General features: G+C 51.3%; 20 protein-coding genes. All 20 read right to left on the bottom strand.

Annotated features, from left to right (window positions below; genetic code table 11):
- Positions 1–6: 6 nt before the first annotated feature.
- On the bottom strand, positions 7–2454 hold the full coding sequence (locus tag NQ502_RS13695; RefSeq protein ID WP_028528218.1) for a glycosyltransferase family 2 protein: 2448 nt from the start codon (positions 2452–2454) through the stop codon (positions 7–9).
- A gap of 18 nt (positions 2455–2472) precedes the next feature.
- Positions 2473–4977 (bottom strand): glycosyltransferase family 2 protein, encoded by a 2505-nt coding sequence (locus tag NQ502_RS13690; RefSeq protein ID WP_049898089.1) that lies wholly within the window; start codon positions 4975–4977, stop codon positions 2473–2475.
- Positions 4978–4980: 3 nt separating this feature from the next.
- Entirely contained in the window at positions 4981–6282 is a 1302-nt protein-coding gene (locus tag NQ502_RS13685; RefSeq protein WP_028528216.1) for a hypothetical protein, read from the bottom strand.
- Complete coding sequence (locus NQ502_RS13680) at positions 6279–7229, bottom strand: SAM-dependent methyltransferase (RefSeq protein ID WP_028528215.1); 951 nt, start codon at positions 7227–7229, stop codon at positions 6279–6281. The genes NQ502_RS13685 and NQ502_RS13680 overlap by 4 nt, the downstream gene beginning before the upstream one ends.
- A gap of 9 nt (positions 7230–7238) precedes the next feature.
- The gene (locus NQ502_RS13675) at positions 7239–8522 is read right to left on the bottom strand and encodes an ABC transporter ATP-binding protein (RefSeq protein ID WP_028528214.1); all 1284 of its coding nucleotides are present in this window, start codon (positions 8520–8522) and stop codon (positions 7239–7241) included.
- Between the two features lie 13 nt (positions 8523–8535).
- Positions 8536–9351 (bottom strand): ABC transporter permease, encoded by an 816-nt coding sequence (locus NQ502_RS13670; RefSeq protein ID WP_044983138.1) that lies wholly within the window; start codon positions 9349–9351, stop codon positions 8536–8538.
- Between the two features lie 9 nt (positions 9352–9360).
- On the bottom strand, positions 9361–9924 hold the full coding sequence (gene rfbC / locus NQ502_RS13665; RefSeq protein WP_028528212.1) for a dTDP-4-dehydrorhamnose 3,5-epimerase: 564 nt from the start codon (positions 9922–9924) through the stop codon (positions 9361–9363).
- Between the two features lie 18 nt (positions 9925–9942).
- A complete protein-coding gene (gene rfbA, locus NQ502_RS13660; protein WP_028528211.1) occupies positions 9943–10812 on the bottom strand; it encodes a glucose-1-phosphate thymidylyltransferase RfbA in 870 nt (289 codons plus the stop codon).
- 69 nt (positions 10813–10881) lie between these two features.
- Positions 10882–11958, bottom strand: a complete 1077-nt coding sequence (gene rfbB / locus NQ502_RS13655; RefSeq protein WP_028528210.1) for a dTDP-glucose 4,6-dehydratase — start codon at positions 11956–11958, stop codon at positions 10882–10884.
- A gap of 91 nt (positions 11959–12049) precedes the next feature.
- Positions 12050–13972 (bottom strand): DUF2142 domain-containing protein, encoded by a 1923-nt coding sequence (locus NQ502_RS13650; protein WP_028528209.1) that lies wholly within the window; start codon positions 13970–13972, stop codon positions 12050–12052.
- On the bottom strand, positions 13947–14321 hold the full coding sequence (locus tag NQ502_RS13645) for a DUF2304 domain-containing protein (RefSeq protein ID WP_028528208.1): 375 nt from the start codon (positions 14319–14321) through the stop codon (positions 13947–13949). Before NQ502_RS13645 ends, NQ502_RS13650 begins: the two co-directional genes overlap by 26 nt.
- Complete coding sequence (locus NQ502_RS13640; RefSeq protein WP_028528207.1) at positions 14311–15018, bottom strand: glycosyltransferase family 2 protein; 708 nt, start codon at positions 15016–15018, stop codon at positions 14311–14313. Before NQ502_RS13640 ends, NQ502_RS13645 begins: the two co-directional genes overlap by 11 nt.
- Before the next feature lie 12 nt (positions 15019–15030).
- The gene (locus tag NQ502_RS13635) at positions 15031–16173 is read right to left on the bottom strand and encodes a glycosyltransferase family 4 protein (RefSeq protein WP_028528206.1); all 1143 of its coding nucleotides are present in this window, start codon (positions 16171–16173) and stop codon (positions 15031–15033) included.
- Positions 16174–16195: 22 nt separating this feature from the next.
- Positions 16196–17125, bottom strand: coding sequence for a glycosyltransferase (locus tag NQ502_RS13630; protein ID WP_028528205.1), 930 nt, complete (start codon positions 17123–17125; stop codon positions 16196–16198).
- Between the two features lie 4 nt (positions 17126–17129).
- The gene (locus NQ502_RS13625; RefSeq protein WP_028528204.1) at positions 17130–18383 is read right to left on the bottom strand and encodes a lipopolysaccharide biosynthesis protein; all 1254 of its coding nucleotides are present in this window, start codon (positions 18381–18383) and stop codon (positions 17130–17132) included.
- Complete coding sequence (locus tag NQ502_RS13620) at positions 18380–19249, bottom strand: LicD family protein (RefSeq protein WP_028528203.1); 870 nt, start codon at positions 19247–19249, stop codon at positions 18380–18382. The genes NQ502_RS13625 and NQ502_RS13620 overlap by 4 nt, the downstream gene beginning before the upstream one ends.
- Before the next feature lie 4 nt (positions 19250–19253).
- Complete coding sequence (locus NQ502_RS13615; protein ID WP_083963221.1) at positions 19254–20102, bottom strand: LicD family protein; 849 nt, start codon at positions 20100–20102, stop codon at positions 19254–19256.
- A complete protein-coding gene (locus NQ502_RS13610; protein ID WP_207637656.1) occupies positions 20099–21208 on the bottom strand; it encodes an NAD-dependent epimerase/dehydratase family protein in 1110 nt (369 codons plus the stop codon). Before NQ502_RS13610 ends, NQ502_RS13615 begins: the two co-directional genes overlap by 4 nt.
- Positions 21209–21217: 9 nt before the next feature.
- Positions 21218–21934: an IspD/TarI family cytidylyltransferase gene (locus NQ502_RS13605; RefSeq protein ID WP_028528201.1), complete on the bottom strand. Its 717-nt coding sequence runs from the start codon at positions 21932–21934 to the stop codon at positions 21218–21220.
- Positions 21935–21938: 4 nt separating this feature from the next.
- Positions 21939–23216 (bottom strand): D-alanyl-D-alanine carboxypeptidase family protein, encoded by a 1278-nt coding sequence (locus NQ502_RS13600; protein ID WP_044983136.1) that lies wholly within the window; start codon positions 23214–23216, stop codon positions 21939–21941.
- Positions 23217–23218: the final 2 nt, after the last annotated feature.

Below are 23218 nucleotides of genomic sequence, written 5' to 3'. Positions count from 1 at the left end.
ATCCTCCTATATCCGTCTCAGTGAAAAATCCTGACTGTCAAGCGTCAGATTCGGGTTATAATACGGATCCCCCGTTTTGAAAATATCCGGCCATTTCTTTTCGAAAATCGCGATTTCCCGGTTAAACCGTGCCACTTTCTCCGGCGTGTCCTCCAGTCCCCTGGATTTGGACTCATAGTGGTAGAGTTCTGCATATGGATTGTAGACAATCAGTTTACCTGCCTTTCTTATCTTCATGCAGAAGTCAATGTCATTAAACGCCACCTGCAGCTCTTCACTCAGCCCCCCGACCTGTTCGAATATACTTCTCTTCACCATCATGCAGGCGGCCGTCACCGCACTGTAGTCCTGCGCACAGATGATCCTGTGGCAGTAACCCGTATATCCTCTTGGCTGCATCACGAAACAGTGACCTGCAATTCCGCCGAATCCGATCACGACGCCCGCATGCTGAATTGTATCGTCCTCAAAATACAGCCGGGCACCCACGGCGCCCACGTCATCACGCATACAATATCCGAGCAGCTCCTCCAGGCAGTCCGGGTTGATGATCTCCGTGTCGTTGTTCAGAAGCAGAAAATATTCGCCCTTTGCATGCTGCGCGCCGAAATTATTGATCAGGGAGTAGTTGAAAATGCCATCCCAGTAAATCACATGAGCTCTGGGGTTTTCGAGTTCCAGCTTTTTATAGTACTCAAACGTCTCCTCTTCCGTACTGTTATTTTCCACAATGATATATTCATAATTTTTGTATGTGGATTTCTCCTCGATCGACTGAATACACCGGTCCAGATCTTCCGTATGATCCTTGTTCGGAATGATAATGGATATCAGCGGATCATAATCCCGCAGAAATCTGGTACGGTACAGCCCCAGATACTCCCCTTTAGACACCTCCGCGCGGATTCCCAGCCGGTCGTAATGTGCCTGCACGGCACGCTGACCGGCGTCAAACGCATACAGCTTGCTCTCCGGATTCTCCGATGTGGAGTCCTCATGGCTGCGCCAGTGATAAAGGATCTTGGGAATGTGGCAGATCCTGTCGCTCGCCTCAATGCAGCGGAAGATAAAATCATAATCCTGCGCCCCGTCAAACTCGGGCCTGAGAACACCCGCTTTTTCGATCACGCTGCGCCTGGCAACAAACAGATGACAGATATAATTGACCGTGCACAGCAGATCCAGGTTAAAATCCGGTTTGAAGTGAGGCTGAAAGAACTTATGCCCGTCCATGGACATCTTGTCCTCATCCGAATAAAAAATTTCTGTTTCCGGCTGCTCGTTCAGCGCCTTCACGCACTCATACAGTGCATTCGGCGTCAGAACATCATCATGGTCGGCAAATACGATAAATTCACCCGTCGCGGCGGCGATCGCCGCATTTGTATTCTCTGAGATTTTAAGCGGCGCCTCATGAGAGATCACTCTGATGCGTTCATCAGCCCCCGCATACCGCAAAAGGGCGTCCGCGATCGGTGAATCCGGTCCGCTTCCGTCCGACAGGCAAAGTTCCCACTCGGGGTATGTCTGCTCTTTCACAGACGCGATCAGCGCCTCCAGATAAAGCAGCGGCGTCTTATAGAGCGGTACCACGATACTGAACTTTGGCCGGACCGCAAATACCGCCTGGCGCTGTCTGTCCAGCTCCGCCGATGTCGGCAGGTGTCTGGGCAGCCACTTGTCATAGGAGACAGGCGCCTTTTTCATACCGGCGATCTTACCTGCGACTTTTACGGCAAGCGCCTTTACGCCATGGGAAGCCAGATACCGCGTACCCTTTTTCGCCAGCCGCTGAACTTTATTTTTCACAATAAACGCAGACTGCATCTGGATCGGATAGACTGCTTTGCTGCCCTCCGCCCGGAATACGAGGTAAACCGTCTTCGTCTTCACGCCGTCAAGTTCCAGATAAAACCCACATTTGCTCTCGACTTGCGTCTCTTTAAACATTTCCACGGCGTCCACCCGGTTGTTCCTCTGAATATCGCAGGGAATTTTTTTGCCCTGCTCATCATAGACACTGATCGTAACCGGCGTCCGGTATACAGCCCAGCCTCTGACCTTCAGCGTTTTCGACGATGGACTGGCTTTTTCTTCCTCAATATAATAGAATGGCTTCCCCTGTCGTCTGACAAGGTCCCGCACCGCAATGGAAAACCAGAGAATTTTCTCATTTCCGCGCAGGGCATAAATCTTCAGACGTTTACACTTGTTCAGATCCTGCGGAAGCCGGACAAAAAGCGTAACTTTCTTTCCCTTCATCAGATCCAGATCCGCAAACCGTTCCAACGCGCTCGTATTTTCCCAGTCCTCAAGCCTGACGTCCGAGATGCGGCGGCCGTCCAGCAGGACCTGCGGTTCATATTCCTTCGGCCAGCTCCCCTGCAGAATATACACATCAGGGTCCAGCAGATGAAAGCGTTCTCTTTTTACTTCAAATAATTCTCTTTGCACGTGACTTTCCTCCGTCTTTTATCTTCCGGGAAGTTCTGTATGCCTTTTCAGACTGCAGTCCCCGTCCGCAAGTGTCAGATTGACATTATAATAGGGATCGCCGTTTTTCAGAATATCTTTCCACTTTTGCTGGAAATACTCGACCTCCGTGCGGAAACGCTCCAGTTTTTCCGGTGTATCCTCAAGTCCCCTCGACTTTGACTCATAGTGATACAGCGTCACATAGGGATTGAATACGACCAATTTCCCCTGCTCTCTCACCTTCAGACACAGATCGATATCATTGAATGCCACCGTATAACGCTCATCAAATCCTCCGATGCTGTCAAAATCCTCCCTTGAGATCATGAGACAGGCGGCTGTAACGGCGCTGATATCCTGCGTCGTCACAAGGCGGGCATTGTATCCATATTCTTTGCCGTCTGCCCGGCAGAGAATATGACCGGCGATTCCTCCCATGCCGATCACGACGCCTGCATGCTGTATCGTATCATCCGGATAGAACAGCTTTGCACCGACGATTCCCACGTCGCGTCGCTGACAGTAACCCAGCATCTCTTCCATCCACCCGGGTGCAATCACCTCAATATCGTTGTTCAGCAGGATCAGATAATCCCCTCTCGCGTGACGTGCGCCAAAATTATTGATACTTGCATAATTGAAGGAATCCGTCCAGGTCAGTACTCTCACGCGGTTACACCGCGCCTCCAGTTCCTCATAGTAGTCAAATGTCTCCTGATGCTCACTGTTATTCTCAATCACCAGGATCTCATAGTCAGGATACCTCGTCTTTTCCACAATCGACGTCACACATGTTTCCAGATCATCGATGTGATCCTTATTCAGGATGATGACAGAGACCATCGGATTGCCCTGCACCTTCATGACCGTCCGGTAAATTCCGAAAATATCCGTATTTTCAACCGATGCAGGAATATTCAAACGCTGGTAATGCTCCTCAAGCGCCCGTCTTCCCGCATCCACAGCATACTGTTTGCTCTGGGGATTTCCGGCAGTCGAATCCGGATGCGCCCTCCAGTGATACAGAGCCTTCGGAATATGGCGGATTCTGTCCGTCTGCTCGACACACCGCAGGATAAAGTCATAATCCTGTGCCCCGTCGAACCGGCTGTCAAATCCCCCGGACCTGTCGGCAATCGTCCTCCTGACCACGAAAATATGACAGATGTAGTTGACACTCCTCAAAAGATCAATATTAAAATCAGATTTAAAATTCGGACCGTAATATTTTTTGCCGTCCATGCTGACTTTATCCTCATCCGTATAGATTATGTCAGTCTTCGGATCATCATTCAGTACCTTTACGATCTCATACAGCGCGTCAGGCGCCACAATATCATCGTGATCCGCAAGCATGATGTATTCCCCCGCCGCCATCGCGAGTGCCGCGTTCGTATTCTCAGAGATACCCAGATTCTTCTCCAGTTTCTGATATTTCACACGGCTCTCCTGACCGTACTGCGTCCTGATGATCTCCCCGACACTTCTGTCCGTGCTGCCGTCGGCCAGGCATAACTCCACGTTCTGATATGTCTGTTCCAGCAGCGAATCCAGCATTTCCTTCAAAAATGCAGAAGGTGTGTTGTACAGCGGGATCACAACACTGATCTTCGGACGGTATGCAAAGGCATGATTCCGTTGTGCCCTCAGCTCCTTTTTGCTGACGGCATGTTCTTTCATCCAGATCTGATAGTCCGCATATACGGGTTCCAGCTCCCTTTGAATATGGCTGATAAAGGCCCTCATCCCGTGTTCTCTGATATACGCCCGGTTTTCTTTTCTGCGGGCGGGCGCCAACAGTTTTTTCAATTTTCCGCGTTTTGAGTGCTCATAATCAAATTTCTTAAGATCGACCACATACTCTTTCATCGTCAGACAGTTAGAGAACTGAAGATGATACTCGCGGCAGTCCGTCTCTTTGCGTTTAATGCGGATCTGAAAACCGCACTGCTCATTTTCTGCCTCTTTCGCAACTCCATACGCCTTGTTGACATCAGTGCGGATGATGCGCATCATCTCATGAGGAATTTCTCCTCCCGACTCATCGACCAGGCGTATCTGCTCGTCATGGAACATTCCGAGAACCCACCCCTGTATCGTCATCAGCCCCTCCGTCTGTTCTACGATATCGATTTTGTACGTGATCGTGACATCGTGATACAGCCCGCGGATCTCATCCGTGGTCTTCTCGAGTGCCTTCACCCGCGTCTGTCCGTCCGAGAGGTACAAAGCCGCAGTTTCATGGTTGGCCCAGAGTGCCTCAGCGTCCTCCACCGTCAGGCGGAACCCGATATCCGTCCTCTTCGTGACATCCGGGATCGCCTGCTGCACATCCGGCCGCTCTTCGATCTCCAGCTCGGCAGGATATGCTTTCCCGTCAGCCAGAAATTCATGGCTGACCATCCGCCCGTCCGGCCCGGATGCCCAGCCTCCGATCACGTATTGTATCCCATCCTCACAGTGTATTTCTTCAAAATCAACACTCCAGTATAGCTTCTCCATCAGTTACTTATCCTTTCCGGTCATCTTCTTCAGTTTCCGGTATGCCCTCCAGACTTTCGTATGTTCCATCTCGCTGATCAGCCGGTCGCGCTGCTCAAGCTTCTCCGAAAGGCGGGCAATCTCTTCTTTCTGCCGTCTCGGCACCTCCTGCATGCGGTGAAGAAAATCCGCAATCTCCTGTGTTGCCGTATCCATGATAAAATCCACCATCAGGGCTGTGGCGCCATCCGGGATCTCTGTGATCAGGATCTGCGGATCCATGGTATCAAAGATAATCTGCTGCGCATCCAACACAAACCCATTCGTGACATAAGAACATTTCTTCTGGCCGCCTCCGATATATTCCAGCTGACCAATCGTGAGCACACCTGCGTAAGAACATGGGTCCAGACGAATCTTTTTTATATGCTCAGGAAATGTGAGGCAGATCCGTATCCGTCCCCGGGGCATCGGATAATACAGTGACTGCTCCTCGGAGAATTCGCCGCCGTCAGAATAGAATACCTGCAGCTGTTCATCGCGCCTCTTTTTATGTTCCTGCTCGGCAAGCCGGTACACGGAGAGCACTCCGGGAGAAATGTCATCATACATCTCCCTCACAGGCACATGGTTACCCTGAATATATTCCTGAAAATGCTTTTCCATCTGCAGATACTGCGCGGTTTCCTCCTCCGTGATGCCCATCTCATCAAACAGATTCCATTCCCTGACACAGCTTCTTTTATCACTTGTCTCGGCATAGTAATGAATGATGCGGAACAACACAAATGAGAGCGGAACCGGAAATTCAAAGGTCCACTCGTAGTCGATCAGGTTCCATCCATCACTCACCAGCACATTGGCAAGCACCATATCAATATCCGTCACCGCCAGTGACTTCAGGCCCCTGGGAAGGCTGACATTCCCAAAGACACGGCAGAACTCTTCCGTCATCTGGAATTCAGACTGTTCCCCGCAATCCCGAATCGTGTGCAGATAGCACATCAGCCGCTCTCTGGCATCATCATAATTCTGGCCTGCGATCAGTGTGTCAAGCTGTTCCTCCAGGGTGCTCCCTTCCAGATAATCAAGTTCCACACCTTCTTCACACGCCCGGCATACATTCATCCTGATGGGCGTATTCTCATACTGTCCGGACAGCAGCTCATAAAACCGGCTGATATCCCCGATATGCCGCCGTCCCTCAGGGTAACACGGTGTTTTCCTCACGGTCCGCATACCCGCCTCGTCCTTTACGATATCCGTGCGGATCGCATACGGCGCCGACCGCTCATTGGAGTACTTGGTATAGATAATCTTCTTCATGGACGTATGTTCCTTTCCGTCAGGATTTCGTGCTGCGTCAGTATCACCAGAAATGAATTCGAAAACACCGGAAACAATTCGCTGTCCAGCAGCGTATCGTATGCCTTCGTCTCATCGAACAGCTGCAGCCGCTCTCTGTCAAAATTACAGATATTGCTGTTCAGCTCTCCCACAGACGGAAGATATTCATCGGAGTAGATCGTCATCGGAAATTTATAGTCCGGATACGGATAATAGAATTCCGCCTGAAAGCCTCCGGCGCGGCTGATCACGCGTTCCAGTTCTTTTCTGGAAAATGTGCGGACGCCGTCCGTGTTCGGATACCCCTCGATCCCCTCAAAGCACAGGCCTGCGTGATCCTCCGTGCATCCGGCCCAGTACTTCAGGCCCAGGCGGTTTTCGATCGCCATGATGATCTTTCCGCCCGGTTTCAGATGCCTCTTAATCTTCTTCAGCATATCAATATAAGGCGTACTGCCGCCTATGTAGCCCTGGGAATATTCAAACACACCGATCAGCGTGATGTAATCGTAAGTCTCCTGCATATGCTGCTCGATGTCCTGGAAATTCCCCACATCTATTCTGATATTTGAATATTGCTGATTGCGGTAGGCATTGATATAACTGCGCTTCTTAGACAACTCTACACAGTTGACATATCCGGCCTTTCTGGCGAGAGCCCCCGTGATTGCCCCGCAGCCGGAACCGATTTCCAGCACACGGTCTTCCTTCGTGATCGGTATCCACTCCACGATATTCTGGCGGATATGGGAGAAGTGATACATCACCGGCCAGCTCTTCTTTCTGGCAATCACCTGATTGTACTCGTCTTCCCGGTATTTCATCGCAATACTCAACAGTTCATCCTCGATCTTCCCGTCACTGTAAAGATCTCTCCCCGGATAGTATTCATAATCCAACGTAATGTTTCCAATTATCTCCTGCATATTGACCCTCTATTTTACAGATACTTCAGAATTCATATCATAGAATCCCACCGTATTTTTAACAGATACCACTGTGATATTGCAGGCGTCGTAGAGCCTGTGGTAGACATGAAACTCACCGTCCCTGTAGCCTGTACATCCAAAGGAAATCAGGTATTCGCCTCCCTGAAGATCCATCTTCTGGGTAAACGATGCCTCCCGCACATCTCCCTCATGCTGCGTATCAATGCTGACTTTCTCAAACATCGTATTCGTCCCTGTGATCTCCGTACCTTTGAGATCCTTCAGCGTATACGCGAAGATGGGGTCCTCAACCGTCTCATGAAAAGCCACCTTCATTTTGATGGTAAACTCTGTTCCCTTCTCGACGGTATTCGTGATCTTCCCGGAATCATCGAGCAGTGCGAAGTCTATGACCTCGGCGCGCTTTTCTCCGTACTCCAGTACCTGCGGATTCGTGACCAGCGCATCCTTCCAGAACCCGCCCTCAGGCTGTACATCCGCACCCTGCGCTGCCACGGTCTGCCCTCCGGCATCCAGCGCTTCTTCCCGGGCTTCCTCCTCCTGGTGAACCAGCAGTTTCTTGTACAGGTCCACCATGGGTTTCGGCTGTCCTTCGTCCAGCTTCTCACCGCGGTTCAGCAGTACGACACGGTCACAGTATTTGCTGATGCTGCCCAGGTCATGGCTGACAAATAAAATGGTCTTCCCCATTTTCTTAAAATCCTCAAATTTCCGGTAACACTTCGCCTGAAAAAACACGTCCCCTACGGAGAGAGCCTCGTCCACGATCAGGATTTCCGGCTCGATATTGATCGCAACCGCGAATGCCAGGCGGACGAACATCCCGCTCGAATACGTCTTGACTGGCTGATGGATAAAATCTCCGATATCCGCAAAACTCAGGATCGCATCCATCTTCCGATCGATTTCCTCCCTCGAAAAACCGATCATCGTTCCGTTCAGATAGACATTCTCAAGACCGGTATATTCCATGTTGAATCCGGCACCCAGTTCCAGCAGCGCCGAGATCCTGCCGTTTACGCTGACCTCGCCCCCTGAGGGATTCAGCACGCCCGTTATAATCTTCAAAATCGTCGATTTTCCGGAACCATTTGTCCCGATGATGCCGACGGTCTCGCCCTTATTCACAGTAAAGCTGACATCCCTCAGCGCATAATGTTCCTTCGCTGCTACCTTCATCCCCAGAGTCTCTTTCAGACGGTCCGACGGTTTATTATATAATTTATAGACTTTGCTCAAGTGTCCGACACTGATTGCTATTTCACTCATCATTTAACCTCGATTATAAAACGTCCGCAAAATGGACTTTCATTTTTTTGAACAGGCTTGCGCCGACTATGAAAATGACTGCCGTCACGACCCAGAAATATACGGTGAGACCCGGGTGTTCCCAGAACGCAATTTTATCTATCAGCGCATCACGGTATCCCGTGACAATATAATAGATCGGGTTCAGTTTCAGTATCGTTGCAATTGTACCACCGGACTCCAGGCCCAGATCCTTGAAGCTCCACATGATCGGAGTCAGCCAGACGCCCACCTGCAGAAAAATATTGATAATCTGTGATAAGTCACGGAAGAACACTACAACCGCGCTCGTCAGATAAGAAATGCCGAGCACCAGCATAAAAGCGCTGAAACTGTAATAAATCAGCTGCAGCACATACAGATCCGGGAAATACCCGTGAAGCGCATAGATCACCAGCACAACAAGTATGAAAAACAGGTGCACAAACAATGCCGAGATCACTTTGACCATCGGAAGGATACTGATTTTGAACACCACCTTTTTGACCAGGTAATTATATTCGATCAGCGCATTCGTCCCGTTTACCAGGCTGTCCTGCACAAAAAACCACGGCACCAGGCCGGCCACCAGCCACAATACAAACGGAACGGAGCGGTCGCCCCCGGCCCGCAGTGCAAGACCAAAGACAAACCAGTACACAAGCACTGTCACGATCGGCTGAATGAAAGCCCAGATAATGCCGAGATAAGACCCGGCATATTTCGTTTTAAAATCATTTTTTGCCAGTGAGAGGATCAGTCTTCGGTTCTGATACAGCTCCACCGGAAGCGAAAATATTTTTTTCAGCATATGAACCTCTTATCCCTGACGCTTCTTTGTATACTCTTGAAAGCTTCCCCAGTTCCGGTCCTTTTCAGAAATCGTCAGTTCCATCCCTGAGGGAATCGGCCATTCAATCCCGATCTCCGGATCATTATATGCCAGACCTCCCTCATCATTCGGATGATAGAAATCGGTGCATTTGTATGCAAATTCAGCGGAATCGGAGAGCACCACAAATCCGTGCGCAAAGTTCTTCGGAATAAAGAACTGTTTTTTATTCTCTGCCGACAGAACCACACCGAACCATTTTCCGTATGTCTCTGACCCCGGACGGAGATCGACCGCGACGTCAAACACTTCCCCGCTGACCACGCGCACCAGCTTATCCTGCGGATAATTGATCTGAAAATGCAGTCCCCTGAGCACTCCCTTTTTGGAACTGGACTGATTGTCCTGTACAAATTCCATATCGATGCCTGCAGCCCTGTAATCATTATAGTTGTAGGTCTCCATAAAGTAACCGCGCTCGTCACCGAACACAGCAGGCGTGATCACCTTTAATCCTTCTATCTCACATGTTTCTACTGTAATCTTTCCCATGATCGTATTCTCTCTTTCTTATAATCCTTCAGCAATCTCCAGCAGATACTGTCCATAAGCCGTTTTTAATAAGGGCTGTGCCAGTTCTACCAGCTGTTCTTTCGTGATAAATCCTTTTTTGTATGCGATCTCCTCGATGCAGGAGATGTAAAGACCCTGCCGTTTCTGAAACGCGGCCACAAAGTCGGCAGCGTCCAACAGCATGTCATGGCTTCCGGTATCCAGCCATGCAAATCCCCGGCCAAGGGTCTCTACATGGAGCGTTCCCCTCTGCAGGTATTCATTATTCACGCTCGTGATCTCAATCTCTCCGCGGGCGGACGGCTTTACGTTTTTCGCAATCTCAACGACATCGTTGTCATAGAAATACAGCCCCGGCACGGCATAGTTGGACTTCGGGCGTTCCGGTTTTTCTTCGATGGACAGCGCTTTTCCGTCCCCGTCGAACTCGACGACACCGTACTCCCTCGGATCACGTACATAGTATCCGAAGATCGTTGCCCCTTCTTCTCTCCCGGCAGCACTTTTGAGTACTTTCTGGAAACTCTGTCCGTAGAAAATATTATCCCCGAGCACGAGCGCCACGTTATCATCGCCGATAAACTCTTCCCCGATGATAAACGCATCCGCAAGTCCTCTCGGATATTCCTGCACGGCATAACTCATCCGAAGTCCCAGCTGCTCTCCCGTCCCAAACAGTTCCTCAAAGACAGGAAGGTCTCTCGGCGTCGAGATGATCAGGATATCGCGGATCCCCGCCAGCATCAGCGTTGACAGCGGATAGTAGATCATCGGTTTGTCGTAGACCGGCATGATCTGTTTGGAAATCGCTTTCGTCAGCGGATACAGCCTCGTACCGGAGCCGCCTGCTAAAATAATACCTTTCATTTGTTGTCCTCCCATCGCATAAGAAAGAAGGCTTATCCCGCCTGCGCGTGATAATCCTTCTTCCATTGATTACTGATACATTTCGTTATAATATTTCTGGTAATCACCGCTCGTTACATGTTTCATCCAGTCTTCGTGCTCAAAATACCATTGAATGGTCAGTTTGATTCCCTCTTCGAACATGGTCTCGGGGTACCAGCCGATCTCCTCTTTGATTTTATCAGGAGCGATCGCATATCGCCGGTCATGTCCTTTTCTGTCCGTCACATAAGTGATCAGATCTTCGCTGACGAGTTTTTTTCTCGGATCCCCTTCCGGCAGCATTTCCTGCAGGGTGTCCAGAATGATATGAATGATCTGAATATTCTGTTTTTCATTATGGCCGCCAATGTTGTATGTCTCGAAGAGTCTTCCCTTTTCCTGTACCATGTCAATTCCCTTTGCATGGTCTTCGACATACAGCCAGTCACGCACATTTTTTCCGTCACCGTATACCGGAAGCTTCTTTCCCTGAAGCGCATTGTTGATGATCAGCGGAATCAGCTTTTCCGGAAACTGATACGGCCCGTAATTATTGCTGCAGTTCGTGATATTCGCGGGGAATCTGTACGTATCCATATAGGATTTCACCAGCATATCGGAAGATGCCTTGCTCGCCGAGTACGGACTGTGCGGATCGTACGGCGTCGTCTCGTAGAAGTACTCCCCTTCATGTTCCAGCGACCCGTATACCTCGTCCGTCGACACATGGAGAAATTTCTTTCCCTCTTTAAAGCTGCCGTCCGGCAGCTCCCAGGCTGCCTTCGCCGCATTCAGCATCACCAGTGTACCCAGTACATTCGTCTTTACAAAGACCTCCGGATTGCGTATGCTGCGGTCCACATGGCTCTCAGCCGCAAAATGAACGACTCTGTCAATGTCATGCTCATCAAATATCAGCTGAATCGCATTGCTGTCGCAGATATCCGCCCTTACAAACGTATAGTTCTCTCTGTCTTCTATATCTTTCAGATTCTCGAGATTACCTGCATAGGTGAGTTTGTCCACGTTAATAATACGGATCTCATCACCGTACTTTTTAAACATATAGTGAATATAGTTAGAACCGATAAAACCGGCACCTCCGGTTACGAGGTAAGTTCTCATTGGTTTTTCCTCCGTGTTGGTTTTTTGCTGATTACTGTCTACAGTATACCATCTTATGCCATATTATTCAAGGCGGCTGTGCCCGCCCTCCTTAAAACGTATTTACCACAACCGCACTGTATACCGACGCCAGCAGCAGCAGTGTGCTTGCGCCTGTCAGTATCGCAGTGTCAATGTGTTCCGGCAGGGTATTCCTGATATATCCGGTCCGAAAAGCCAGCAGAAACATCATAGTCACTGGCAGATAGTACCTCCCCTGCACTCCCCGTATAATGTCTGCACCGACGGGGGTAAAGCTGAGATAAAGTGCCGACCACACGAGACAGATCGTCACAAACGCCAGAACTGCGGCGGCGGCTTTCTGGATCACAGTCAGATCCGCTTTTTCACGCCCGCGCACATCGGTGATGGTCACACCCGCCGCCAGCAGCGCCGTCGTCACCATACTCGAATCACCCGCAAGATGTCCCATCTGTCCAAGCCCCCGGTACCCGAAAGTAAAGGAGAAGAATTTCTCCCACAGGCTTTTAAGCAGCAGCTTCGCATAGAGAAGCGGGTGCCCAAACACATACCGCAGCTGTTGTCCCACGCTGGTATCCCCGCCCCTGGCATCCCCTGCCTGGTGCGGGTTTAAAAGCGGCGGCAGTGCAAACGTCGACAGCACCAGCAGAAATGCAAATACAATAAACCCTCTGAACATCCTGCGCTCTTTCACCGTCTTAAATCTTGCGGACGGAATAAAAAGCGCCAGCGCGATCATCGGTATATAGACGGGTTTTGGAAGGCTCGCGATAACAAATGCCGCGGTGAAGACCGCACAGTTTTTATACGATACATGCCTGTCCCTGTCAGCCAGCTCCGGAAGCAGATATGCGATGCCCAGAAAGGTAAACGCCGTCACCGTCGCATCATACGTGTAGGTCACTGCAGAAAACATGGCGGTCGGCATCAGTGCAAGCACCAGCATAATACGCTTGCCAAACGGGATACGGCGAATCGCCAGGAACATGACCGCACAGTACAGGAGCAGGTTCCCCAGTCTTCCGAGTTTGTAGATCGATGTAAAGTCCAGGTGCAAAAGCTGTCCCGCCTTTATCATCAGCGCCTGCGGAAGATAGCTGAAAGAATACATCTGAAATCCGTAATTGTTCTGCTGATTGTCATCCGACGGCTTCTGCGAATCCCAGGACAGGTTACTGTTCCAGAAAGCTTCTTCCTGTTTGTACTCTTCCTCCGACTGCGGGATACTGTACGGCCAGTTGTTCATGCTTGTCTGGATCAGGTCGTTCATGGCAGGCGTCACCGTTATGGTCTCCCGGCCCAGCAGCGTATCAAACAGATAATACGCCCTCCCGAAGTGGATCTCCTCATCCAGCCCTACTTTGTGCACCGGCAGCAGCAGGATCAGCAGACTTCCCACACACAGGCTGACCGTCAGAAAGATACGCTCCGGTTTCAGCTGTTTCCCGCCATGCAGCAGGAACAGGACCAGCAGGATGAGCCCCGCCGCTGCGCAGTGGAACAGAAACCGCCCGGCAGAGTAATTCTCCGTATTGTTGATCGCGACAGCACGGATATTGACGTGCTCAGCCTCCTTCGGCATGCGTATTGTAATCTTGTCCGTGGTATTTCTGATGTTCACGGTGGAAGATGTAAACATGTGATTATTATCATCGGCTATCTTTCTGCCCTTTGAGGAATCCTCCTCCTGATAGTCTCCCACGAGTATCGTCGCATGCAGCTGGCCTTCATAGTCAAATTCATAATACAGCTTGTCAACGTACTGTTCTTCAAAAGACAGCGTCAGGCTTGCTCCCGGGCGTTCGCTGACATAAACACCGTCTGTCAGTGTAAAGCCGTCCGCTTTGATCTGCTCCGCCCCGAGGTACTGGTAATCCGCCTGTTTTTTAACGGGCAGATTGTAGCATAGTTCTCCCAGGACACCCGCTGTAAGAATCACAAAAATCACAGCCGCGATACCGATATATTTATTCCTGAGTTTCTTCATCTTCATCACACGTCCCTTGTTCCTCCCGTTCTTTCTGCAGAAGTGCCAGCTCCTGTGCAAGCTTCTTCACCTTGTTTGATAATCTGGAAACCGCCATCGTCAGGGAAAATATCACGACAAGAGCAAAGCAGAACCCCGCAAAAAACAGCATATTAACCGGCGTTCCGATGCCAAGCACACCCGCCAGCCAGGAAGTCAGCGACGGAAAGCATCCGAACAGCAGCACGCCGATGCCGAGCACGAACCAGGACATTGCATACTTCAGTTCCAGCTTGTTGTTCCGGATCATGTTCACCAGCACAACCAGAGCGCCAACAGCGGCTGCAACCACCAGAATCTGCGTCCTAATATTCATCTGTCTCCTCCTTTCGGATACACTCAATGAGGATCGCCATTGTCACCTTTATCATATAATATACGGACTTCGTCATGGAAATAGACGACACACCGCCGCTTCTCTCTCTCATGACAACCGGTATCTCCTCCACTTTTTTCCCATGCCTCAGTGCAAACGTCACGCTTTCCGGCTCCGGGTAGTCCACCGGATAGTTGTAAGCAAACATCTTTATCACCGACCTGCCTGCCATTCGAAGACCGGAAGTCGGATCTGTGATAACTTTTCCCGTCAGAAGCCGGATCAGCTGCGTAAAATAATGGATCCCGATCCTGCGCATCCCGGACGACTGGAACCCCTTCTTTTCAATGAAGCGTGAGCCGATCACCATGTCCAGGTCATGCTGTTCCAGATGATCCGCCATTTTATTCAGAAACGCGGGGTCATGCTGTCCGTCGCCGTCGACCTGTACAGCCATATCATATCCTTTTTCCAGCGCATACCGGTAACCCGTCTGCACCGCGCCGCCGATCCCCAGATTCACCGGAAGGCTGATCACCGGAAAGCCGTTTTTCCTGCAGATTTCCTCCGTATGATCCGTGGAACAGTCGTTAATAATCATATAGTCAAATTCCGGCGCATACCGTTCGATTTCCAGCACCGTCTTCTCTATACTGGCGCTTTCATTGTAAGCCGGAATAATAATCAGTTTCTTCATGGGTATCTCCCGTCATAGTCCTAAGTGATGGATCTGATCCGCTGTCCTCTCCCAGGTGAAGTTCTTCAGCAGACGCTCTTTTGCTCTTTTGGCGGCTTTGTTGCGCCCTTCGCTGTCGTCCAGAACAGACAGCAGTGAGTTTCTGATCGTCTCAGGACGATTATCACGCATTATCATACCATAGCCTTCGTCCAGAATCAATTCCCGCGAGCCGCCGCGGCTCGTCGTGATCACATAGCACCCTGCCGCCGCTGCCTCCAGCACCGAGGTCGGAAACCCTTCCGGATAGTCCGTCGGCAGGCAATAGATATCCGTCTGCCCAAGCAGCGAGATCACTTCCTCGAAAGACAGCCTGCCGAGCGGCAGAATCCGTTCGCTCTTTCCGGCGCAGACGGCATCCCACTCTTCCCCGTCGCCCGCGATCATCAGAAATACCCTTTTTTCTTCAGGGATATCCCGAACCGCTTTCATGAGATTCAAAATCCCCTTTTCCCTGACCAGCCGCCCCGTATAGGTCACGACGATGTCCTCCGGCTGCAGCCCGTATTCCGCCCTGTAATCTTTTACCGGGTGATTCAGAATCCCTTCAATCTCCGCCGCATCCACCGCATTGTAAAGCGTGCCCTTTGCCCTGATATGAAAATGAGCCAGCCAACGGCAGCACGCCTTCGACACCCCGTAAAAATCATGACATCCCATGCGCTCCGCAACGGTCAGGGCGTGCTCAAACCATCCTCCCACGGTGTCCGCAAATCTGTTTCCGACTGTCATATGGCTGGTCCCGTGGTCGAGCACTATACTCCTGGCCTTGATCCGTTTCGCAAACACGATGCCATAAAGGGAGTGCAGATAAAAGCGCGTCTGTACGATCACCAGATCGAACCCCGTACGTTTCAGCCGCCGGTGAATCTTCCAGAACGTCCGGTCGGGCTTTGACACCGGATATCTGCCGTCCAGCATGTTGAAACACGGCATCCGAAAGACGGGAATTCCCTCCATGTAAGAGAACGTCTCCAGATGCATATCATTGGACGTCACGATCACCACCTTATCTCCCTGCTCCATCAGCGCTTTCGCCAGATGGTACGTATAACGCTCCACACCTCCCAGATAAGGAAAGTAGTGTGAGCAGAAAATACAGATTTTTCTAGCCATTCTCTTTCTCCTTCAGCCGCTTTTATCTCCCCTGCATGCGTTTCAGCATACGCGCAAAAAGACCGGCGGGTATCCACTTCAGCAGTATCTCAAACATTGCCACGGCAGGCGCCGTCCGGCGGTATTTCCACAGCTGCGCCGTCCTTCTTTTCTTTCTTGCCTGTGAAAATGCCAGAATCTGCTCCCTTCGGGGATGGTCGGGAAATTTCTCCAGCAGCTCCCGCACTACGGCACAGGACGTATCCACGCGCCACGTGTAATACTCTTCCTTCGAAGACAGGTGATAGAAAATACCGCTGACATTCTTCCCGTGGCGCCGATAGCTCTGAAGCACCTCCTCGATATAGCAGACCTTCCCCATCGCGGCTGCACACATCGTCACCCATTTATCATGTCCTGTATTCCCTGAAAATGGAAGCATCCGTTTTGCCGCATCCGTGCGCATCACGATCGTCATCCCCAGCGCATAGCAGGTAAACACGGCATTACAGGAGATATCATCTCCTGTACTCCATCGCTCATACGGGTATTTGCTTGTGCCGCGCACACTCTTTACCACCACGCGGTTATCCTCATCGATGATCCTGCGGTCTGAAGTCACCAGAATCGCCCGCTCCTGCTCCAGCACCTCCACACATCTGGAAAGCTTTCCCGCCTCCCACACATCATCCTGGTCGCAGAACGCCAGATATTCACCGGACGCGATCTCCGTCAGCGTCTCAAACGCACGGATGTACCCCAGATTCTCACTGCATCTGCGGTATGTGTACGGCGTTTTTACCAGGATTTCTGCAAGGAGTCCGCTGATATCCTCCCCCGCGCAGTCATCCCATACGATCAGCTCCGTCTCCGGATAATCCTGAGCCTCGATACTGGCAAGCTGCTGCCTTAAAAACGAAAGATCCGGCCGGTACACAGACATTAGCACGGATACTCTGGAACATTTTGACATAGGATTAATCCCTGCTTTCTTTCATCAGATAGTATATAAAAATCACCAGAAATACCAGCGACATCAGCGCCATCGAACACAGGTAGCTGACGGCCCCTCCCATAATCGCGTACCGCCTCACCAGCACAGGCGTGAAGACAAAGGTAAGCCCCGCCGTGACGGCACACCCCAGAAGGCAGGTGAACTGATGCCGCATGATCACGATCGCGTACTGCAGAAGCTGATATACCGCTGTAAAAGCCCCCCCTGCAAGAATGATGCACAGTGCGGCGCGGTGTCCGTCAAGATCGATCCCTGACAGCCAGGACATGACCGGAATCCCCAGCACGTAAGCCCCTGCCACACAGATGAGCGTAATGGCACCGATGATCAGCAGCTGGCGCCGGATGATCCCCGAAAAGGCACGGTAATTCCCATCGTTGTATTCGACGGAGAGCGGCGTGATCAACGGCTTTAAGACAAATCCCGAAAACAGGTTTACGACAAACGCCATCATATATAATGCGTTAAACATCCCCAGATATTCATTGCTGTAATACCGGTCCACGGCATACTTGGACGCATTGATGACATACGCCGTCAGAAACGAATTCACAAACAGCGGCAGGCAGCTGATCATCAGCGATCTCTGCTTACTCCAGGAAAAATGAATCTTCAGACCGCCGAACGCCCCGATCAGTGTCCCGTCGATCACAACGACAGAGATCAGATAAACAATGCCGAGTGCAGCTATGGCCATCAGCAGGTTCCTGGTCACAAGCAGCACAACGGCGAATCCCCCCAGATACAGGGCCGTCTTCACAAATACCGCCCTGCAGGACACGTCGTACCTGTTTTTCTGCTGATATCTTCCCTCCAGCAGATCAGAGACCGATTCACACATCCTGAAGCCGATCATCAGGACAATTGCGGCCATCTTTTCTCCGCGATACCCTCCTGCTGCGATCCAGATCACACCGACAACTGCCATGGCAGCCGTGGTGATCAGCCTGGACGCACAGTAGTCCCCGAAGCTGTACTTCTCCAGCACATCCGAGACCTGGAATGTCCGCATATTATAATAGCCGATCGTCACCAGCTGATTTCCGATGGACATTGCAATGGCAAAGATTCCTGCGGCGGCTGCCCCCAATATATTTGACACGCCCAGCGACATGACGAAAGAACTGCCCGCATACAGCATGCCGGCAAGCACCGTCCAGAAATACGTCTTTTTCATGGTACCGCCGTCCGGCGGCATAAATATCCTGGTGATCATGACCCGCTTCGCTCTCCGTTCCCAAAATCCAGTTCGGCCGGCGGATGATTATGACGCTTCTCTTCCGGCGGAAGTTCCATGTAGTTCCTACCGTACCTCGTGCGGAGATATACATGCGGCCGATGCGGGAAACTCAGCTCCATTCTCTCAAACATAAGTTTTCTCACCGGATAAATATCGCTGCGCCGCAGCATGCTCGTATACGGCGTCGGGTCAAACAAAAAGGCAACCCTCAGCGTGTCCTCATCCCGGTACCTCACAGCCGCTTCCTTCGCCTTACGGTAAAGGTATTCCGGAGAAACACGGAACATCTTAAGCAGCCTGTTTGCCAGTTTCGATACAAGCAGCATGGTCTTCGCCTTCCATCCGTCCGCATACACCGTCGGCTCCGAAATCTGCCGCAGTACCAGCAGCTTTCCGAAAATCCATGCCTGCATCGCCTGACGGCGAAGCTCTCTGTCACTGTCCGCCACATTGTCAAAGCAAAAGATATCCACCGCGATACCGGACTCGTAGCCGCATGTCACCGCATCCTCATCGCGAAATTTTGTTCCGGCTTTGTACCATTTGGTGATCATGACCGGAAAAGAAGCATCCACCTCCGTGTTCATCAGATGATACGCTCCCTTCGATTCCCTCCCGGCAATCTCCAGAAAGCGGTCGTAATGCTCCCTCGTCATTCCAACATCGATATCGTCATCCCATGGAATAAACCCGCCGTGCCGAACTGCCCCCAGCAGTGTTCCTCCGCATCCAAAATACTCGATGCCGTTTTCCCGGCAGAGCGTATCGAAATCTTTCAGTATTTCACACTCGACATCCTGCAGTTTCTGCAGTATCTTCGGATCGTATTCCCTGTACAGCATCTTATCACTCCTGTTCTTCTGGAAACACCAGTTTTACGATCTCATGACCCCCGCGTTCGTCTTCCGGCGGAAGCTGCATATAGTCCCCGTACTGCCGGCGCAGCATGGCATCATTTTCCGCGGGCAGATTAATCCAGACGTCTTCAAACCGCTCCCGCCTCAGCGGAAACAGCTCGTCTTTTTTGATCACCCAGAGATCCGGATTCATGTCATCCAGTATCGTATAATATCCGGAGGTACCTGCATACTTTTGCATCAGTTCCTCATATCTTGAAACGATCCTGTCCACCGACGGACCCGGTTTCATTATGTAATAGCCGAGACGGCAGGCAGCTCTGACCAGTTTCACTTTCAGCCCGTTTCCCTCAAAATACGGTACGCCCGTATTTTTGATAATGTACAGCCGGTTCCAGAAACGGAGCGAACGGTACAGCCCGGCGCGTTTCCTGCCCGACGCCGGGACGTTGTCGTACGGGAAAATATCGAGCTTGATCCCGGGATGCAGCGGCCATCTCTGGTTCCATTTCGTCATAAAGACAGAGCCCTTCGGAAACATCTGCAGATAAAATCCCTGCACCCGCTTCTGAAGAGGCGCGCTGTAGAGTTCATATTTTTCATCCATCTCAACCTTCGCTATCGCAACGAAACGGTCATAATCCTCCCTGAGCATCCCGACATCCATATCATCATCCCACGGGATAAAGCCCTGATGGCGGACGGCGCCGATGGCCGTACCCGATATTGCAAAATACGTAAGTTCATGTTTCGCACATATCCGGATAAACTCCTTGAGTGTTTCCATACTGTATTTCCTGATTTTCCGGTAATCTTCTTCCGTGTATTGAATCATCATTCTTCCCCGTTATTATCTCTGTGCGGCCCCGCTGCATCCTTCAGTATCTCCACCGTGTGCGCCAGACCCGTCTCTATCGGAAACTTCGCGTCCCAGCCCAGGCTTTTTAGTTTCGCTGCATTCAGCACTGCATGGGTCGCCGTCGAATAGCCTGCACGTTCCTGTTCATCCGGCAGTTCATAGACCACCCTCGTCCCTGCTAACCCCGCCAGCAGACCGGCAAGCTCTTTCAGTGTCAGATCAGACCGGGGGTCCGCAATATTATAAGCCTCACAGGCTCTTCCCTTCAGCAGCAAAAACAGCAGCGCCGATACTGCATCCGCCACATACGTATAGGAATACAGCTGCTTTCCCTCACTTTTGAGCACAATATCTCTGCTGTTCACCGCGTCTCTGATAAACTGCGCCAGCGCCTTGCTGTCGTCCGCCTGCATAGTCGGTCCGTACACGCGGCTGAACCGCCCCGTGACAAACTCCACCTGATACTGCGCGGCGTAAGCCTGGCAGATGCTCTCACAGAGCCTCTTGCTCTCAGGATAGCCGGCGCGCACCGTATTGCAGTCAATGTATCCGAGATCGCCTTCCTCAAATGCCGGGACTGCCTGCACATTTTCCCCATAGATTTCGACGCTTGACATCAGCAGCACTCTCTGCGGACGTTTTTTCCTGGCGTGTTCCATCAGATTCAGCAGTCCTGTGACGTTTCCCGTGATCGTCCCCACCGGGTCCCCCGCGTATGCCCTGGGGTGTGTATTGCTCGCCCCGTGAATGATATAATCGTATGCCGGCTCATCCTCAGATAGCGGCATGGTCACATCCCACTGTTTGAAAAACAGCCGGCCAAAATCGCCGGCTCTTTCATTTTCCATGACAATTCCCTGGTCCCCGAAACGACTCCTGGCCTTCTCAGGGTTTCTCCCGGCAGCCCGGATATTGATCTCGTTGGCATATGCCCTGTTCCGTTCCATCAAAACATCGATGAGAAACGACCCGATCAGACCCGTAGCTCCGGTGATCAGCAGCTCTTTTTTCCTCAGCTTTTCCCAGGGAAGAGCAAGCCTGGACACTGTTTTCACATCACTGTTATACTGTTCATATTCTATCATACTCATACCCTACTTCAGCCAGGTGTTTTCTTCCAGTTTCAGATACGCCTTGAAAAGCTCCAGGTCATCCTTCGTCGTCAGTTTGATATTGCGGTCAGATCCTTTTGCAAAATACAGCGTCTCTCCGAGATCAACCATCATCGTGTTCGTGTAGGCGGACCCGTAGATTCCGATTTTCTCTGTAAACGCCTTCTCATACGCCCACCGAAGCTTCCCGTACCGATAGGCCTGCGGAGTCGCCACTCTTCGCAGCGTTTCCCTCGGAATATATTCACAGGTGGAATCCTCATCCCTGATCTTAAAAATCTGTTCATTGTACGGCATCGCAGTCACCGCATTGCCCTTCTGGCGGCACACGGCGATCACATCCGATAATACGCTGACATCAACCAGCGGCCGTATCCCGTCATGGACGATGATGATGTCATCATCGGCACAGTCATTCCTCAGATACTCCACCCCGTTGCGGATCGATTCCTGTCCGGTTGCCCCTCCGGAAGTTATCCACCTGAGCTTCGTGATATTGAACTGATTCGCATAGGCTCTCAGCACATCGTGCCAGCCGTCCAGGCAGACGACCTCGATGGCATCGATCTCCTCATGCTTTTGAAACGCCTCCAGTGTATAGACGATCACCGGACGGTCATAGATATTGATGAATTGTTTCGGGATATCCTGGTTCATCCTGTGCCCGCTCCCGCCGGCAATGATCAGCGCAACATTCATGTTATTACCTCTTTTTTCTTCTCTTTCTCTTCTTCCGTCTGGCAGCTGCCTTCACGATGATCAGCAGCAGGGCAGCCGCGATCAGCGCTCCGAGGACGATGATGATGATCCGGTAAGTGCCGTTCACACTCTCATCCTGATTTTTTGGTGCGCCCTCAGTTACCGGCGCCGGTTCTTTCGTCACGGCCTGCGGCTCTTCCTTCTCTTCCTGATCAGCCTCTTTAGCTGCATCGAGTTCTTCCTGTGAAACGGTCACGGTTCCCACGGTATAGTCATTGTACGTGTACGTCCGGAACACTCCGTCCTCGATATCCACGGACGTTTCCGTGAGATCGCTTTCCGTCACTCCCTTCGGCACAAGAAGTTCTCCTCCCTGCACCTCAAGCTCTTCAAAATTCCCGAATCCATAGTCAAAAAGGGCTTTCGTATCTGCACACACCTGTCCCGGGTCCGCCCGCATCACAACGGCGATCAGCCGGATACCGTCACGCTCCGCCGCAGTCACAAGTGTGTTTTTGGACAGGTCTGTTACTCCCGTCTTACCCCCGATACACCCCTCATAATACTCAGGCGCCGTGGGAACGATCATGGCGTGATGGCTGGATACCGTGCGCGCCTCAGGATTGAGGTTAGTGGGCGGAATCGTATATTCCAGCGTGCCGATGATCTTTACAAATTCCTCATTTTTTAAAGCCTCTCTGAAGATCAGCGCCATATCGTTTGCTGTCGTCCAGTGGTTCTCGTCCGGAAGTCCGCTCGGATTATTGAAATGGGTGTTCGTGCAGCCCAGCTCCTGCGCTCTCTCATTCATCATCTGTGCAAACGCTTCCTGACTTCCCGCGACGTGTTCCGCCACCTGGGCTGCGACTTCATTAGCCGACCGTATCATGACAGCATACAGACACTGTTCCATCGTCAGGACCTCGCCGACCTGCATGTTGATATTGCTGCCCTCCGCCATCCTCGCAAGCCCTGATTCCGTAAACGTGACCTGCTCGTCCAGCTTACAGTGTTCCAGCGCCAGCAGAGTTGTCATGATCTTCGTAATGCTGGCCGGATATCTGGTCTCATCCTTACCCTTGTCAAACAGTACTTCCCCTGTCTTCGCATCCATCAGGACCGCCGTCTCCGAGTATGTATCCGCCCCCTGCGGCCATCCCTTTGTCTCGTTTGTCTTAACTGTGTATTTCTCATCATTATGAACTTCTGCCCACGCCGTCTGTGTAAACAGCATGCATACCAGCAATGCCAGGATGATACTGTAAGTTTTTTTGTTTTTCATGT

Source organism: Ruminococcus gauvreauii (assembly GCF_025151995.1).
Taxonomy (GTDB): Bacteria; Bacillota; Clostridia; order Lachnospirales; family Lachnospiraceae; genus Ruminococcus_G; species Ruminococcus_G gauvreauii.
Note: the sequence above shows the minus strand (reverse complement) of the source record. Positions and strands in the feature narration are given on the sequence as shown.

Bases quoted from the DNA above. Each gene is read 5' to 3' on its own strand.
- NQ502_RS13610 (WP_207637656.1), bottom strand. From the start codon at position 21,208: ATGATAGAATATGAACAGTATAACAGTGATGTGAAAACAGTGTCCAGG.
- rfbB (WP_028528210.1), bottom strand. From the start codon at position 11,958: ATGAGAACTTACCTCGTAACCGGAGGTGCCGGTTTTATCGGTTCTAAC.
- NQ502_RS13625 (WP_028528204.1), bottom strand. From the start codon at position 18,383: ATGATCACCAGGATATTTATGCCGCCGGACGGCGGTACCATGAAAAAG.
- rfbC (WP_028528212.1), bottom strand. From the start codon at position 9,924: ATGGGAAAGATTACAGTAGAAACATGTGAGATAGAAGGATTAAAGGTG.
- NQ502_RS13620 (WP_028528203.1), bottom strand. From the start codon at position 19,249: ATGCTGTACAGGGAATACGATCCGAAGATACTGCAGAAACTGCAGGAT.
- NQ502_RS13675 (WP_028528214.1), bottom strand. From the start codon at position 8,522: ATGAGTGAAATAGCAATCAGTGTCGGACACTTGAGCAAAGTCTATAAA.
- NQ502_RS13630 (WP_028528205.1), bottom strand. From the start codon at position 17,125: ATGTCAAAATGTTCCAGAGTATCCGTGCTAATGTCTGTGTACCGGCCG.
- NQ502_RS13685 (WP_028528216.1), bottom strand. From the start codon at position 6,282: ATGAAGAAGATTATCTATACCAAGTACTCCAATGAGCGGTCGGCGCCG.
- NQ502_RS13645 (WP_028528208.1), bottom strand. From the start codon at position 14,321: ATGAATATTAGGACGCAGATTCTGGTGGTTGCAGCCGCTGTTGGCGCT.
- rfbA (WP_028528211.1), bottom strand. From the start codon at position 10,812: ATGAAAGGTATTATTTTAGCAGGCGGCTCCGGTACGAGGCTGTATCCG.
- NQ502_RS13680 (WP_028528215.1), bottom strand. From the start codon at position 7,229: ATGCAGGAGATAATTGGAAACATTACGTTGGATTATGAATACTATCCG.
- NQ502_RS13635 (WP_028528206.1), bottom strand. From the start codon at position 16,173: ATGGCTAGAAAAATCTGTATTTTCTGCTCACACTACTTTCCTTATCTG.
- NQ502_RS13640 (WP_028528207.1), bottom strand. From the start codon at position 15,018: ATGAAGAAACTGATTATTATTCCGGCTTACAATGAAAGCGCCAGTATA.
- NQ502_RS13690 (WP_049898089.1), bottom strand. From the start codon at position 4,977: ATGGAGAAGCTATACTGGAGTGTTGATTTTGAAGAAATACACTGTGAG.
- NQ502_RS13615 (WP_083963221.1), bottom strand. From the start codon at position 20,102: ATGATGATTCAATACACGGAAGAAGATTACCGGAAAATCAGGAAATAC.
- NQ502_RS13650 (WP_028528209.1), bottom strand. From the start codon at position 13,972: ATGAAGATGAAGAAACTCAGGAATAAATATATCGGTATCGCGGCTGTG.
- NQ502_RS13605 (WP_028528201.1), bottom strand. From the start codon at position 21,934: ATGAATGTTGCGCTGATCATTGCCGGCGGGAGCGGGCACAGGATGAAC.
- NQ502_RS13670 (WP_044983138.1), bottom strand. From the start codon at position 9,351: ATGCTGAAAAAAATATTTTCGCTTCCGGTGGAGCTGTATCAGAACCGA.
- NQ502_RS13600 (WP_044983136.1), bottom strand. From the start codon at position 23,216: ATGAAAAACAAAAAAACTTACAGTATCATCCTGGCATTGCTGGTATGC.